The 15,724-nt window shown below is 45.9% G+C and carries 16 protein-coding genes; 3 read left to right on the forward strand and 13 right to left on the reverse strand.

The window, feature by feature from the left end; all coding sequences use genetic code 11:
• The first annotated feature begins 251 nt into the window (after nt 1-251).
• From map to GZK95_RS11595, 3 genes are all read left to right on the forward strand, one after another.
• Nucleotides 252-1,130: a type I methionyl aminopeptidase gene (gene map / locus GZK95_RS11585; protein WP_075706878.1), complete on the forward strand. Its 879-nt coding sequence runs from the start codon at nt 252-254 to the stop codon at nt 1,128-1,130.
• Between the two features lie 118 nt (nt 1,131-1,248).
• Nucleotides 1,249-3,873: a bifunctional uridylyltransferase/uridylyl-removing protein GlnD gene (glnD, locus tag GZK95_RS11590; RefSeq protein ID WP_075713368.1), complete on the forward strand. Its 2,625-nt coding sequence runs from the start codon at nt 1,249-1,251 to the stop codon at nt 3,871-3,873.
• 131 nt (nt 3,874-4,004) lie between these two features.
• A complete protein-coding gene (locus tag GZK95_RS11595) occupies nt 4,005-4,388 on the forward strand; it encodes a DUF3461 family protein (RefSeq protein ID WP_075706874.1) in 384 nt (127 codons plus the stop codon).
• 134 nt (nt 4,389-4,522) lie between these two features.
• On the opposite strand, the gene pgpA is transcribed toward GZK95_RS11595, so the two are convergent.
• The 13 genes from pgpA to gpt all read right to left on the reverse strand — a co-directional run bounded on the left by pgpA (nt 4,523) and on the right by gpt (nt 15,698).
• Entirely contained in the window at nt 4,523-5,026 is a 504-nt protein-coding gene (pgpA, locus tag GZK95_RS11600; protein WP_075713370.1) for a phosphatidylglycerophosphatase A, read from the reverse strand.
• Between the two features lie 9 nt (nt 5,027-5,035).
• Nucleotides 5,036-6,007 (reverse strand): thiamine-phosphate kinase, encoded by a 972-nt coding sequence (gene thiL, locus GZK95_RS11605; RefSeq protein ID WP_075713372.1) that lies wholly within the window; start codon nt 6,005-6,007, stop codon nt 5,036-5,038.
• Between the two features lie 78 nt (nt 6,008-6,085).
• Complete coding sequence (nusB, locus tag GZK95_RS11610) at nt 6,086-6,553, reverse strand: transcription antitermination factor NusB (RefSeq protein WP_075706868.1); 468 nt, start codon at nt 6,551-6,553, stop codon at nt 6,086-6,088.
• Nucleotides 6,553-7,023: a 6,7-dimethyl-8-ribityllumazine synthase gene (gene ribH / locus GZK95_RS11615; protein ID WP_005440184.1), complete on the reverse strand. Its 471-nt coding sequence runs from the start codon at nt 7,021-7,023 to the stop codon at nt 6,553-6,555. The genes nusB and ribH overlap by 1 nt, the downstream gene beginning before the upstream one ends.
• A gap of 185 nt (nt 7,024-7,208) precedes the next feature.
• Nucleotides 7,209-8,318 carry a bifunctional 3,4-dihydroxy-2-butanone-4-phosphate synthase/GTP cyclohydrolase II gene (ribBA, locus tag GZK95_RS11620; protein ID WP_075706866.1) on the reverse strand — a complete coding sequence of 370 codons (1,110 nt, stop codon included), beginning with the start codon at nt 8,316-8,318 and terminating at the stop codon, nt 7,209-7,211.
• A 40-nt stretch (nt 8,319-8,358) separates the two neighbouring features.
• Nucleotides 8,359-9,012 carry a riboflavin synthase gene (locus tag GZK95_RS11625; protein ID WP_075713374.1) on the reverse strand — a complete coding sequence of 218 codons (654 nt, stop codon included), beginning with the start codon at nt 9,010-9,012 and terminating at the stop codon, nt 8,359-8,361.
• 2 nt (nt 9,013-9,014) lie between these two features.
• Nucleotides 9,015-10,121 (reverse strand): bifunctional diaminohydroxyphosphoribosylaminopyrimidine deaminase/5-amino-6-(5-phosphoribosylamino)uracil reductase RibD, encoded by a 1,107-nt coding sequence (gene ribD / locus GZK95_RS11630; RefSeq protein ID WP_075713376.1) that lies wholly within the window; start codon nt 10,119-10,121, stop codon nt 9,015-9,017.
• Between the two features lie 12 nt (nt 10,122-10,133).
• Nucleotides 10,134-10,583: a transcriptional regulator NrdR gene (gene nrdR, locus GZK95_RS11635; RefSeq protein ID WP_075649526.1), complete on the reverse strand. Its 450-nt coding sequence runs from the start codon at nt 10,581-10,583 to the stop codon at nt 10,134-10,136.
• 134 nt (nt 10,584-10,717) lie between these two features.
• A complete protein-coding gene (locus tag GZK95_RS11640) occupies nt 10,718-11,968 on the reverse strand; it encodes a glutamate-5-semialdehyde dehydrogenase (protein WP_075706860.1) in 1,251 nt (416 codons plus the stop codon).
• Between the two features lie 146 nt (nt 11,969-12,114).
• Nucleotides 12,115-13,254, reverse strand: a complete 1,140-nt coding sequence (gene proB / locus GZK95_RS11645) for a glutamate 5-kinase (RefSeq protein ID WP_075706858.1) — start codon at nt 13,252-13,254, stop codon at nt 12,115-12,117.
• Nucleotides 13,255-13,373: 119 nt separating this feature from the next.
• Nucleotides 13,374-13,763 carry a sigma factor-binding protein Crl gene (gene crl / locus GZK95_RS11650; RefSeq protein WP_075706856.1) on the reverse strand — a complete coding sequence of 130 codons (390 nt, stop codon included), beginning with the start codon at nt 13,761-13,763 and terminating at the stop codon, nt 13,374-13,376.
• Nucleotides 13,764-13,846: 83 nt separating this feature from the next.
• Complete coding sequence (frsA, locus tag GZK95_RS11655; RefSeq protein ID WP_075706938.1) at nt 13,847-15,094, reverse strand: esterase FrsA; 1,248 nt, start codon at nt 15,092-15,094, stop codon at nt 13,847-13,849.
• 139 nt (nt 15,095-15,233) lie between these two features.
• A complete protein-coding gene (gpt, locus tag GZK95_RS11660; protein WP_075706854.1) occupies nt 15,234-15,698 on the reverse strand; it encodes a xanthine phosphoribosyltransferase Tet(34) in 465 nt (154 codons plus the stop codon).
• Nucleotides 15,699-15,724: the final 26 nt, after the last annotated feature.

Genomic DNA, 15,724 nt, shown 5'->3' on the forward strand with positions numbered 1-15,724 from the left:
TTTTAGGGAACTCATCAGCTTCGCCACTTAGCGTCGCTAGGTGAAGAGAACTGACAATGATTCCGGCGCGCTTTATATCACATTTTAGCCCTAATTGGCTAGAAATAATTCCGCTTCACCCTGCTCGTTTGCCATCTTTTGCAACAAGTTTCGACATTGGCTAAACAACACAAATACACATTCTCATCTCTTCCTGTTAAAATGTGTCGGTTAGCACATTTATGTGCAGTAGAGGAAATAGAGAAAAGCCAATGTCAATCAAGATTAAAACGGCTGAAGAAGTCGAACGTATGCGCTTAGCAGGTAGCCTAGCTGCTGAGGTTTTAGAAATGATCGAACCTTATATCAAAGAAGGGGTAACGACAGATGAGTTAAACCAAATTTGTCACGATTATGCTCTAGAAAAAGGCGCGTACTCTGCACCGCTCGATTACCATGGCTTTCCTAAGTCAATCTGCACCTCAATCAACCACATCGTTTGTCACGGTATCCCTGCAGCACAAGACGAGATGGGTGCAAATGGACAAATGAAACCAGCCGTTCTTAAGAATGGTGACATCATCAACGTCGATATCACAGTGATCGTGCCAGATGACGAAAATGCAGATTTGAGTGTTCGCCCAGCAGGCTACCACGGTGATACATCGAAGATGTTTTTCGTTGGTGAGACGTCACCAGAAGACAAGCGTCTATGCATGGTGACGCAAGAAGCATTATACATCGGTATGCGTCAAGTGAAGCCGGGTGCGACTGTTGGTGACATCGGCACTGCAATCGAGAAGTACATCAAGACCAACAACAAGAACAATCCGCGTAACAAGTTCTCTATTGTTAAGGATTTCTGTGGTCATGGCATCGGTAACGAGTTCCACGAAGAACCACAAGTTGTGCATTACCGCAATAGTGACCGCCGCGTACTGAAAGAAGGTATGTGTTTCACTATCGAACCAATGATCAATGCGGGTAAATTCGGTTGTAGCGTTGATGCTCAAGACGACTGGACGGTATACACCGGTGACGGTAAAAAGTCTGCGCAATATGAACACACTATCCTCGTGACCAAAGAGGGCTGTGAAGTATTAACACTGCGCAGTGACGATACAATTCCTCGCTTTATGAAAAACGCTTAATTTCCTTATCCCCGCTGTTGCGGGGATATTTTTTTGTGCAACATGATTTGGTAAAGTGAAGAGAGTCAATCTCTACCCGTAACCACAGTTAATGGGTACACAAAGCACGGATAGCCTTATGCCTTTTCAATCGCCACTCACATTTAGTGACGAGCAAATCAATGTCCATGAGCTCAAGTTACAACTAGAGCAATTTGCTAGCTATCAAAAGCAGGAATTTATAAACCACCACCCTGTCAGTGATTTGGTGTTAGGTCGCTCGGATTACTTCGACTTACTGCTCACACGTTTATGGCAGCATTATGGTTTTGATAAACTGCCCAACATCAGTCTCGTCGCCGTCGGCGGTTATGGGCGCGGTGAACTTCATCCTCTGTCTGATATCGATATTCTCATCCTGTCTAAAAAAACGCTTCCAGAGAATCTAGGGGCAAAAGTCAGTGAGTTTATCACCCTGCTTTGGGACTTACGTCTTGAAATCGGCCATGCTGTACGCACAGTGGAAGAGTGTGGCGAGATTGGGCGCAACGACCTTACCGTTGCCACCAACTTGCAAGAAGCACGCTTATTAACGGGCTGTGAAGAGACTTTCCACCAGCTCAAAATGGTCGTTCACTCTGAATACTTTTGGCCTAGCGAAGTTTTTTATAAAGCCAAAGTGCAAGAGCAAGCCGAACGCCATGCTCGCTACCACGACACCACCTACAACCTTGAGCCAGACATCAAATCAACCCCAGGTGGACTGCGTGATATCCATACCCTTAGCTGGGTGGCGCGACGTCATTTTGGTGCCACCTCATTGTTTGAAATGAGCCGCTATGGTTTTCTGACTGATGCCGAATATCGCGAGTTGGTCGAGTGTCAGGAGTTCCTTTGGCGCGTGCGTTTTGCTCTACACATTGAACTGCGTCGTTATGACAACCGCCTAACGTTTGCTCATCAACCGCCCGTTGCCGAAACCCTTGGCTTTACGGGCGAAGGCAACCGTGGGGTTGAGATGATGATGAAAGAGTTCTATCGCACCTTACGCCGTGTCGCAGAGCTCAACAAAATGCTGCTTAAACTGTTTGGCCAAGCCATATTAAACCGAGGGGTTGAAAGTTCAGTTCAAGTTATCAGTGAAGATTTCCAACGTCGCGGTAGCTTGATCGAAGCACGCAAGCCTGCACTATTCCAAGCCCGACCTGAAACCATTTTGGATATGTTTCTGCATATCGCCAATGACTCCACAATTGAAGGTGTATCGCCACCGACATTGCGCCAATTAAGAACGGCTCGCCGCCGTTTCAACAAATTTCTGCATACGATTCCCGATGCGCGTGAAAAATTTCTCGAGCTTTGCCGCCACCCTAATGCCTTACACAAAGCCTTCAGTTTAATGCACAAATTGGGGGTTTTATCGGCCTACTTGCCGCAATGGAGTCAAATCGTCGGCCAAATGCAGTTCGACCTATTCCATGTCTATACCGTTGATGAACATAGTGTGCGCCTGCTTAAGCACATCAATACATTCAGCTACGCCAAAAATCACAGCAAACACCCCATTTGCTGTGAAGTTTATCCGCGTATTCTGAAAAAAGAACTTCTGATCATCGCCGCTATTTTCCATGACATTGGCAAAGGGCGTGGCGGTGATCACTCCGTAATTGGTGCCGAAGAGGCCTACGCGTTTTGCCGCGAACACGGTTTATCGACGCCAGAAGCCAACTTGGTGTCATGGCTTGTGCGTAATCACCTACTGATGTCAGTCACGGCACAACGTCGTGATATTTATGACCCAGAGGTCATTACGGAGTTTGCCAAGCAAGTCCGTGATGAAGAGTATTTAGAGTATCTAGTCTGCTTAACTGTCGCCGATATTTGTGCAACTAACCCAGAACTGTGGAACAGTTGGAAGCGCACTTTACTTGCTGAACTGTTTTACTCCACGCAACGCGCATTACGCCGAGGGTTAGAAAACCCCGTTGATGTACGTGAGCGTATTCGTCATAACCAACAGATGGCCTCAGCGCTACTGCGTAAAGAGGGCTTTAGCAGTCGAGAGATCGAAGTGATTTGGCAGCGCTTTAAGGCCGATTATTTCTTGCGCCATACTCACAAGCAGATCGCGTGGCATTGCGCCAATTTACTGCGTCATGCCGACCCAACCCAACCACTGGTGTTGATCAGTAAAAAGCCCACTCGTGGCGGAACTGAGGTATTCGTCTATACCAAAGACCAAAAAGGTATTTTCGCCACTGTCGTTGCGGAACTGGATAGACGTAACTTTAACGTACACGACGCACAAATCATGACCAGCAAAGATGGTTATGTACTTGATACCTTTATGGTGCTTGATCAACATAGCAACCCGGTTGAGGAAGGCCGCCACAAAGCGGTCGAAAAACACCTGATACATGTATTAACCGATGGTCGCCCGACTAAGCTTCGCACCCGAAGAACGCCGCGCAATCTTCAGCACTTTAAAGTTAAAACGACCGTTGATTTTCTTCCTAGCAAGAGCAAAAAGCGCACGACGCTGGAGTTTGTAGCTCTCGATACTCCGGGGTTACTCGCAACCGTCGGAGCTACTTTTGCAGATTTAAATATCAACTTACACGCCGCTAAGATCACCACCATTGGTGAGCGGGCGGAAGACTTTTTCATTATTACGGGCACCGAGGGAGGTAAGTTGAGCGAAGAGGAAGAGATGGTATTGCGCGAAAAACTCATCGCGAATGTTGCCGAACTGGAACCAAGCTGATCACTACCACAGATTGAGAAAAATATAGATAGCTCAACTATATTGCCTGTCACTAGGCTGCTACATTTAAACGTGTTCAACTGCGCTACGCTAAACTTAGGTAGCAAAACTCACGATTAATGAGGTAGCCTATGTTTCCACACCTAACGGGTCTAGGCATACAAGATCCCAAACAGATTGAGCGCTATTCTTTGCGTCAAGAAGCCCACAAAGACATCCTTAAAATCTATTTTCGCAAACAGAAAGGTGAGCTATTCGCCAAAAGCGTGAAGTACAAATACCCTCGACAAATCAAAAATGTACTGGTTGATAGTGGCAGTCATCAATATAAAGAAGTCACTGAAATCAATCGTAACCTCACCCTGGTGATTGATGAGCTCAACAAACTCACCAAACCTCAGAAAACCGCAGAAGTGGATGTTAAACAGAAAATTCTCTCTGACTTAAAACATTTAGAGAAAGTTGTCTCGAGTAAGATTGCTGAAATAGAGGCGGATTTAGAGAAGCTGAAATAAGCGCTACACTTATCGTTATGAGAATGGAGAGTCGAGAGACCGCTTTGTCTCGACTCTCGAAACCATCTCTCAAAACAAGGCGTTCTCAACTCTTACGCACGGCAAAGCCATGTATTGCGGAGATTATGCGGCGGTTACAGCCAACCAGCAAACTTACCGATAAGGTAAAGCGCAACACCAGCCATAACACCAGCAACGATGTCATCAATCATGATGCCTAGGCCACCATGAACACGCTTATCGAGCCACCCAATAGGCCAAGGCTTAACCATGTCAAAAAAACGAAACAGAATAAAACCGGTCAATAACCATTTCCAATCTGTTGCTGACAATTGAAACAAAGGTACAACTGCCATCGTGATCCAGAATCCGGCAAACTCATCCCAAACGATAGAGCCATGGTCGTGAACCCCCATATCATCAGAAGTGACCTGACAGATTTTCACCCCGACTAGACACGCAACCAAAACCACCAGTAAATATCCACTTAACGGCAGTTGCACTAACAGCAAATACAGAGGTATCGCCGCTAAAGTTCCCATCGTACCGGGTACCACTGGAGATAAACCACTACCAAAACCTGTTGCAAGTAAATGCCAAGGATTCTTTAGAGAAATCAGAGAAAGAGGGTTTGTCATAATTCGGTCTTAATTGGTTTTAAAATGATCGTAGCCGCTTAACTGCCAAGCAAGGTCTTGCCCATCAAGGGTCAATCTCAGTTTATCATCATCGTTGATCGTACCGATACGGGTGATCTGACAATCAATATCTTGCAGAGCTTGCCACATTGCGTCCTCTCGACTGTCTGGTACGGTAAAACAGAGCTCGTATTCTTCCCCACTCGTCAGCGCATATTGCTGAGCTTGCGGCGAGCTACCCACGAACTCGAGAAGCGGCTGAGATAAAGGCAGTTGCTCTACCTCTACTTGAGCCCCTACACCAGAGCGCTTCAGTATATGACCTAAATCAGAGATAACGCCATCAGAAATATCAATAGCAGCACTGGCAATTCCACGCAGTGCTTCCCCTACTTGAGTTCGAGGCGTTGAGAGGTAATGACGTTTTTCCAGTTCACTTGCAAATGGTTTAGTTGCATTGCTCTTGTCGAGAATCACGTCTAATCCAGCTTGACTGTCACCCAGTAGCCCTGTGACATAGATACCATCCCCTACTTGAGCGCCGGAGCGCAGCAATGCTTCCCCCTGAGGCACTAAACCTTGTACCGTCAATGTCAAACTCAGAGGACCTTTAGTCGTATCACCGCCAATCAATTGCAAACCATATTGATCAGCTAGGGCAAAAAAACCTTCACAAAATGGGGCTAGCCAGATTTCATCAATTTCTGGCATCGTCAGTGCAAAAGAAACCCATGCTGGCGTCGCCCCCATTGCCGCTAAATCACTGATGTTAGAAGCAAGGGCTTTGTGCGCCACCCAACGAGGATTAGCGGAGGCTAAGAAATGCGTGCCCGCAACCAAGGTATCGGTGCTAATCGCAATCAAAGAACCAACCGGTGCAGAAACCAATGCGCAATCATCACCGGCAGCCAGCACAACATCGCTGCGCTGCGCTTGCTGATCGACAAAATACTTTTCTATTAGATTAAATTCGCCAGACATAGAATAGAGAGATGATGAACTTAGGCTGTAGTATATAAAAAAGGTCAGCGAAAGCTGACCTTTTTAAACTTAAATCGATTATTTCTTACGAACGTGTGGCGCGGCTTTATCTAGCACACCATTAACGAACTTGTGGCTGTCTTCTGCAGCGAACACTTTTGCAAGTTCAATCGCTTCGTTGATAACCACTTTGTAAGGAACGTCTTCACGACGAGTCATCTCATACATAGCGAGACGCAGCAATGCGAGCTCCATCAAATCCAAATCTTGCATTGGACGTGATGTGTATGGACGAATTTTACAATCTAGCTCTGTGTGACTTAGCACAACACCTGTTAGAAGGTCACGGAAGTAAGCAACGTCAGTGTCTGGTGCAGTTAGTGCAGGCTCTGATGCGTGATGCTCTTCTTCATCATACTTACCACCAGATAAAAACTGCTCTTCAATTGTGGCAACATTTTCTTTAGTGATTTGCCAAGAGTAGATCGCTTGTAGAGCGAATCGACGTGCGTTACGACGTGCGGCTGGTTTCACACTGGCCCCCATTAGGAATCAATTTCTGAAAGAACGTTAATCATCTCAAGTGCGCTTAGTGCAGCCTCTGCACCTTTATTACCAGCCTTGGTTCCTGCGCGCTCAATTGCTTGGTCAATTGTATCAACAGTCAATACACCAAATGCTACTGGAAGGCTGTATTCCAGAGAAACTTGTGCAAGACCTTTGTTACATTCACTGCAAACATAGTCAAAGTGTGGTGTACCACCACGAATTACTGTACCCAGAGATACAATCGCATCGTACTTACCTGTTTTGGCTACTCGTTGAGCAACTAAAGGTAGTTCAACGGCACCAGGACAGCGTACAACAGTAATGTTGTCTTCGCTAACTTGCCCATGACGCTTTAAAGTATCGATTGCACCAGACAATAGACTTTCGTTAATAAAACTGTTGAAACGAGAAATAACGATAGCAATTTTTGCGTTTGGCGCTGGGAAGCCACCCTCGATCACTTTCATAAGCCTTCCTTTAACTATGTTCATCAAGTGAGAATCGCCGGATTCTAGCACAAAACTGTGAGCAATATCTAATAGGTTTTTACATATATACTCAAGTCACTTCATCAAGCGGATTCAGAGCGTTGTTGCCGATTCAAGAACAAAGAAATCGGCACAACGGATCTACTTGAAAAGTATCATGGTAATTACTCTGTCACATACTCGACAACATTCAATCCAAACCCACCCAGAGCGTGGTAACGCTTACTGGTTGAAGAGAGTAGACGCATGTCATGAATGCCAAGATCTGCCAAAATCTGTGAACCCACACCCACACGACGAGAGGTGCCTTGTTTCTTGGCTAAGGTCGGTGCTGTACCTTGATCTTGAGCTTGGAACATTTTGACACGGTGGATCAACAAATCAGTCGGCTCTTCGTTGCCTAAAATCACCAAAACACCGCCATCTTGACCAATACGCTTCATCGCTTTATCAAGCGTCCAACTGCGTTCGGCATTGCGATCGCTACGCAATAAATCGGTAAATGTATCTTGTAAATGCACGCGAACCAGTGGAGCTTGTGAATCTGCACTTTGCTTGCAGAGTGCATAATGCACTTGGTTATCAATGGTATCGCGGTAGGTAACCAAATTGAACTCACCAAATTCGGTTGGTAGCAGACACTCGGCCACACGTTCAATCGTTGTCTCGGTGTTATTGCGATACTCGATCAAATCAGCAATGGTGCCCAATTTTAAACCATGCTTTTCAGCAAAAATTTCTAAATCAGGGCGACGGGCCATAGTGCCATCGTCATTAAGAATTTCGACAATCACCGAAGCCGGCTCAAGGCCAGCTAAACGTGCCAAGTCACAACCAGCTTCAGTGTGACCAGCTCGAGTCAGGACACCACCTTCTTGAGCTGCCAATGGGAAAATGTGTCCCGGCTGCACTAGATCCGCAGCTTTAGCATTCGGCGCAACGGCAGCTTGCACAGTGCGTGCGCGGTCAGCGGCAGAAATCCCGGTCGTGACCCCTTCAGCCGCTTCAATCGAAACGGTAAAGTTGGTGGTGTATTGAGCATTATTGTCTTGCACCATTGGCGGCAAACCGAGGTTTTCACAACGTGCTCGAGTCATTGTCAGACAGATCAAGCCTCTTCCATGAGTGGCCATAAAGTTGATCGCTTCAGGCGTGATGTGTTCCGCGGCCATAATAAGGTCGCCTTCATTTTCACGATCTTCGTCATCCATCAGGATAACCATTTTTCCTAAACGAATATCTTCGATAATTTCTTGAGGCGTACTAATTGGCATCTTCACTTCCTATTTCTGACTATTTTTCTTCAGCTCGCGACTAAGCAAAGCCATTTTGTTGTAGAAATTCCATCGTAATTCGAGATTCAGGCGCTTGTGATTGCTGGCTCGTGAGTAGACGCTCCATATAACGCGCCAAAACATCGACTTCTAAATTCACTTTACGACCAACATGAAAGTCAGCGATGGTTGTCTCTTCACCCGTATGGGGAACAATGGTCAGTTTAAACGCATTCTTACGTAATGCATTCACCGTTAGACTGATACCATCGACCGTAATTGAACCTTTTTCAGCGACATACTTGCAAATTTCTTCAGGCATCGCGACCCAAAACTCTATTGCGCGCCCTACCATATTGCGTTCGACAATCTCACCTACGCCATCAACATGCCCTGAGACGATATGCCCACCAAAGCGCGTTGTCGGTAGCATCGCCTTCTCTAGATTCACTTTGCCACCCACTTGATAGTGACTAAAGCCGGTCTTGTTTAAGGTTTCTAAAGAGAGATCCGCGGTGTAACTATGCTCATTGAATGCTACAACAGTCAAACAGACACCATTAGTCGCAATGCTATCACCGAGTTTAACGTCACGCATATCGAGCTTACCGCTCTCAATCGTCACACTAATATCTTCGCCCTTTGGCGTAATAGCAGTCAGTGTACCAACTGCTTCGACTATTCCTGTAAACATAACTATTGTTCTTTATAGATTGGCGTGGCAGTGATACGAATATCCGGCCCGACTTGCTTTAGTTCTTTAATTTCCAAGTCAATGACTTGATACATAGCGGTTAGCCCCAGAGCGCCAACTAAGCCGCGACCATCACTTCCCATAAGTTTAGGCGCTAAATAGATCACCAGTTCATCAACCAAACCTTGCTTGATCAACGAACTCGCCAAAGTTGCGCCCGCTTCGACCCAAAGGTGATTAACATTGTGCTCTGTCACCAAGGTCGTCAATAAATGGCGCAGTTCGATATGCCCACTTGCATCAAGTTGTGGTACCAAGTCGCCCTGTTCACCAACACGCACAACCTCACCCTCAACAGAGAACAGCTTTAACTCATCTTGCAACTGGTTTTGGCGGTCTAAGATAACGCGAAGCGGCTGTCGCAGCGCCTCTTGGGGGTAGATTGCTTGAACCGATGTAGGTAAATCATGCCAACGAACATTAAGCGAAGCGTTGTCATCAATCACAGTTTTGCTGGTGGAGAGAATAGCACCAGATTTCGCCCGCAAAGACTGCACATCTTGGCGCGCTTGAGGCGAGGTGATCCATTGGCTCTGTCCATTGGCGAGTGCCGTTTGACCATCGAGGCTCGCAGCCATCTTCAGTTGGACATAAGGATTGCCGCTTTCCATGCGTTTAATAAATGCAGGATTAAGGGCGCGGGCATCGGCTTCGAGTAAGCCAACTTGAACTTCAATACCGGCATCACGCAGCATCTGAATACCGCGACCCGCCACTTGTGGATTAGGATCTTGCATCGCGCAGATCACTTTGGCGACTTTGGCTTTTATCAGCCCCTCTGCGCAAGGAGGCGTGCGACCATAGTGTGAGCAAGGCTCCAACGTAACGTAAGCGGTTGCACCTTGAGCTTTATCACCCGCCATACGCAGCGCATGAACTTCTGCATGAGGTTCACCAGCACGAGCATGAAAACCCTCACCAACGATCTCTTCACCGTTGGTAATCACGCAGCCCACGTTTGGGTTAGGTGCCGTGGTATAAATGCCACGTTGTGCCAGTTTGATCGCTCGCAGCATCATGGCGTAATCTTGAGTACTGAATTGAGCCATCATGATTCCTATTTAATCTTCCAGCTTAGCGATTTCTTCACCAAACTCTCGGATATCTTCAAAGCTGCGATATACGGAAGCAAAGCGAATATAAGCGACTTTGTCGAGCTCTTTCAGTTGCTCCATCACTAAGTTACCGACCATTTCGCTCGGTACTTCTCTCTCGCCTGTTGCACGCAACTTCGACTTAATCATACTGATAGCAAGTTCGACTGCATCAGCACTTACCGGGCGTTTTTCAAGCGCACGTTGCAAACCACCCACCATTTTATCTTCATTAAATGGTTCGCGATTACCGTTGGATTTAATTACGCGAGGCATAACTAGCTCTGCGGTTTCAAAGGTTGTAAAACGCTCGCTACACGCCAAGCACTGTCTGCGACGGCGCACTTGATGGCCATCAGCCACTAATCGAGAATCGATAACTTTAGTATCAGTCTCGGAGCAAAAAGGACAATGCATATTACCTCCATATCAATGCCAGTAGTGTAGCGGAATTAGTAACTTGATTAAAAGAAAAAGGGGCTAGATAGCCCCTTTTCACTGCATATTTCGCAGAATTCCCACGACAGTTGCACGATTTAACGAACAACAACCTAACTACGTGACAAATAGTTGGCCTTACCAACCCACTTGTAGCTAGTCAGCTCTTCTAATCCCATTGGACCACGAGCATGAAGTTTCTGTGTGGATACCGCCACTTCAGCTCCTAAGCCAAATTGCGCCCCATCAGTAAAGCGGGTCGATGCGTTAACGTAAACAGCCGCAGACCCCACTGAGTTGATAAAACGCTCTGCATTCTCAAGGCTATTCGTCATAATCGCATCTGAGTGGCTAGCATTGTGGATACGCATATGATCAATCGCGTCTGCCACATCGGCGACAACCTTGACACCAAGCGTATAGCTCAACCATTCAGTATCGAAATCGCCTTCGCCAGCATCACGTAACTCTTGTGCATTCGCTAACAACGCTTTTGCTTTCGGTTCAGCAACTAACGACACCTTGCCGTTTAGACGCTCTGCGAGCATAGGTAGAAACTCAGCCGCGACTTTCTCATCGACAAGCAGAGTATCTAAAGCATTACACGCAGAAGGACGCTGCACTTTAGCGTTCTCCACCACATCAAGTGATTTCACTAAATCGGCTGTTTGATCAATAAATATGTGGCTAATACCAAAACCACCAATGATCACTGGGATAGTGCTGTTTTCTTTACACATTTTATGCAGACCAGCGCCACCACGAGGGATAATCATATCAACGTAATCATCCAATTTAAGTAGTTGCGACACCAATTCGCGGTCTGGTTTTTCAATGTACTGCACAGACGCAGCAGGTAGACCGGCTTTATCCAACGCAACTTGAATTACCTTAACTAACTCCATGTTAGAGAAGAAGGTCTCTTTACCGCCGCGGAGGATACTGGCATTACCGGTTTTTAAACACAATGCAGCAATATCAATCGTCACATTCGGGCGAGCTTCATAGATAACCCCGACCACACCAAGTGGCACACGGCGACGAGAGAGCGACATGCCGTTTTCAAGCACTTTACTGTCAATCTCACTGCCGACAGGATCATTGAGGCTAATTACGTTACGCACATCATTAGCGATGCCCGTTAAGCGCTCTTCATTCAGCAGTAGTCGATCAAGCAGTGCGTCTGTCAAACCCGCTTGACGTCCCAATTCGATGTCTTTTTCATTCGCTGCAAGAATATCAGCGGCATTAGCTTCAAGCTCATCAGCAATAATCGCTAGAGCTTGGTTTTTCTGCGCAGTCGAGGCTGTCGCAAGTACGAAAGCAGCATCTTTTGCCGCTTTACCCATATTGGTTAAGTTCACGTCAATTCCTTATTTCCCGTTCTACTTAACGTAGAGGTAGCCAATCTAAGACAAAAAAGGAATCTCGCTTTACATTGCTTAGCATATGTAGAGATTTACCTTATTTGCCGACTACCTCGTATACAAGTAGCTGGGTATCATTCTAATTATTCTTGTATTACGACCATATCATCGCGATGCAGTACTTCAGCACCGTAGTCGTAACCTAAAATCGAGAGGATGTCTTTACTGTGTTTACCCAAAATCTTGGTCATATCAACGCTTGAATAAGCGGAAATACCACGGGCAATCAATTTGCCGTCTTGATTGGTAATACGCACCACATCGCCTCGAGAAAACTTGCCGCTGACATCAAGCACGCCTTTTGCCAGCAAGCTACTGCCTTTGGTGATGACAGCATTCACTGCACCTTGGTCGATCACGACATCACCTGACGCAGCAGGACCAGCTAAAATCCAACGCTTGCGGTTCTCTAATGCTTCTTCACATGGTAGGAAACGGGTTCCCTGAGGGTCTTGGCTAAGAGAATCGAAGATTACGTTTGGTGCGCTACCAGCAGCAATAATTACTTCAATACCCGCACGACGAGCAATATCTGCCGCTTGCAACTTGGTTGCCATGCCGCCAGTCCCTAAGTTAGTCCCACTACCACCTGCGATTTTACGCAATGTATCGTCGATGGTTTTGACTTCTTTGATTAACTCAGCATTTGGGTCTTTACGCGGATCGGCAGTAAACAGACCTTTTTGGTCAGTGAGTAGCAACAGCTTATCAGCACCACATAAAATACCAACGAGTGCAGACAAATTATCGTTGTCACCCACTTTAATTTCGTTGGTCGCAACGGCATCGTTTTCATTCACGACAGGGATAATATCGTGGTTTACCAGTGCATTGATGGTGTCACGGGCATTTAAAAAACGCTCACGATCATCAAGGTCAGCGCGCGTTAGCAACATCTGACCAATTTTCATCCCATAAATGGCAAACAGCGATTCCCAAGTCTGAATCAACTGACTCTGACCCACAGCAGCAAGCAATTGTTTGCTCGCCATTGAGTTGGGCAGTGCGGGGTAACCAAGGTGCTCACGACCTGCGGCAATTGCCCCAGACGATACGATAACCACTGAGTGGCCTAGTTTTTTGAGCTCAGCACACTGACGCACCAACTCCACCATATGAGCACGGTTTAGTTGTAGCGTACCGCCAGTAAGTACACTGGTACCAAGTTTTACAACCACTGTTTGAGGCTGCATCACTTTTCCGCATTGTTGATTCGTTGTCATGATAAATTGAATTAATTAAAAACAAGAGCTGATGTTTTATCAATCAAACCGGAATTAAACAAGCAGAAAAGGCGCCATTAAGCGCCTTTTTACTAGTCAATGAGGATTCTCAGAGCCAATTACACAAATTCGACCGATTCTTTATGCAGTTTGACCTCAATTTCGTATTCCTCTTTCAGCATCTCAATAAGCGATTGATGAAAGCTGTTCTGAATACGATTAACATCAGCCACGGCACTATCCGGTAATGACTCTTCCACCCATTCGCCAAGCTTGTTGTATTTGCCAATACGATAACGTGCAGCAAATTGATTCGCTTCTTGCTCAAGTTCCAACCACCATCCCCAGAACTCACGTTCTTCCGGAGACTTCTTGTCATTGACACAAACACCTAAGCAATCAAAAAGATAGAATCCTTCTTTACTCTGCGAATCTCGAAGATAAGGACCAAGTGCCCTTAAACTTGTTAACAAGCGAAAATGAGTCGGAATCTTTGTCACTTTTGACATATTGACTCTCCATAGTTTTAGTTTTGTTAGAGCCCATCATCATTGCGGGCTTAACATTACTTTTCACTAAATTAGTAGAGAAGTCATCTCATTAACTCATCTTCTAGCCATTTGATCGCTAAATCGAGCGCTTGCTCATATCCTTGTGTAATTGTTTTGGAACTGATTTTCTTCGCTCTACCATAATCACTAAAAAGTGCCACAAGTTGGTTATCACTATGTGGTGAAACCGGGTCGCCTTCCAGACTCAAAGCCAGTATTGGTACTCGTGTTTTTCGGCTTCCTAAAATGCCTTGCGCTTTAAGCGACCAAGCTCGCATTTGCGCTGATAAACTACCGATATCGACAACGTCTTTGCCTAATCGAGTCGCCAATAGATCCAAGTACATCTTAGACATTTGCTTGAGCTTATCCGGTGAAGAAAGGATATCGTGGATAGGCGCACCGAGCGCAACGCACGCTTTAATTTTAGTTTGCTCCATAAATGACAAACGAACTAAGGCATTACCACCGAAACGAAATCCAATCAAACCCACGCGATAGTGATCCACCCACGGTAATGAAGGCAGATGATCCAATATCGCCTTATGTAGGCACGATGTATCCTCAGTTAATGGCCAATGGTTAGAATGCCCAATCGAAGGCATATCAACTGTCAACATCGCGATCCCTTTTGGTGCTAAGTAATCTCGGAATAGTCGCCACATATCCGTTTGTAAAGAGTCAAGACCAGCACTCACCATCACTACAGGTTGCGGCTTATCAGTTGCAGTAAGATGCAGATGGGCAAGGATTTTCTTACCTTTATACGGGACCTCGATTTTTTTGGTAATGTAACTGCTCTTTTCTGTCGCCTCTTGGTAAGCCTTAGCCGCCAGAGTATGCGCTTGAACAGCCAAATTATCGTTCTTGAGATGTGGATATCCCGCAATGCTGAAGCACAATGACGCGTTGAACAACTCATCGGCAGCACGGTCGCCAGCTAAATCATTCGCACGCTTTTGATGCAGCATACCCAACTTAGTCCACTCATAGGCCCAGTTGCCACTGCGATACCCCATAACTGTATCCAACCATTGGTCATGAGTACGTGAATGAGGAGAGCCTGCGATACGCGCTAAGACTTCTTCCATTTCAATTGGATCGATCCCTTGCCAACTCCATTGCAAACGATGCAAGTTACGATACCAACTACTGTTGTTTTTCTCTCGCATCTCATCGAGTAGTACTCGATTGGTTGGCATGTATCGAGTGAGCTCTGAAGTCTCCTTAGCTTGTTTGTGTTTTACAAACAAGGTTTCTGAAAGATTCTTATTGTCTGTGTCTGACATTTCGCTACCTAGCTTTGACATCTATAACCCCTTAAACCTATTAGCTCAGCGCATAGAAGGCAATAGCGGCTTATCACTTTCCGATTAGTCATGGTAAAAAAAATGACCCTTGCGGGTCATTTTGCTAAATCTGCAAACTTTATTTTTGCTTACGATTAATTGGCTCTACAAACTGAACCGTAGTGTCCCATGGTTGCTCAATCCATGTGTCTTGAGCAATATCGACTACATAATCATCCAGTAGTGCTGCACCTGAAGGCTTGGCACATACCGCAATCAGTTTTGCTTTAGGATACATTTCACGCAGTTTACGGGCCGTATCACCACTATCTACTAGGTCTTCTACGATTAGGTAACCTTCACCGTCACCCTCTGGTGCTTTTAACACGCTCATGTCACGTTGGTGATCGTGATCGTAGCTAGAGATACAAATAGTATCGACGTAACGAATACCTAGCTCACGCGCAAGGATAGCACCAGGAACGAGACCACCACGGCTAACCGCCCAGATACCTTTCCACTGTTCTGCTGGCATTTGTTTTTCAGCAAGTTGACGGCAGTAGTTCTGCATGTTGTCCCAAGTAATAATGAATTTTTTACTCATTGTCATAACCTAATAAATTTAAAATC

Source organism: Vibrio panuliri, from assembly GCF_009938205.1.
GTDB classification, from domain to species: Bacteria; Pseudomonadota; Gammaproteobacteria; order Enterobacterales; family Vibrionaceae; genus Vibrio; species Vibrio panuliri.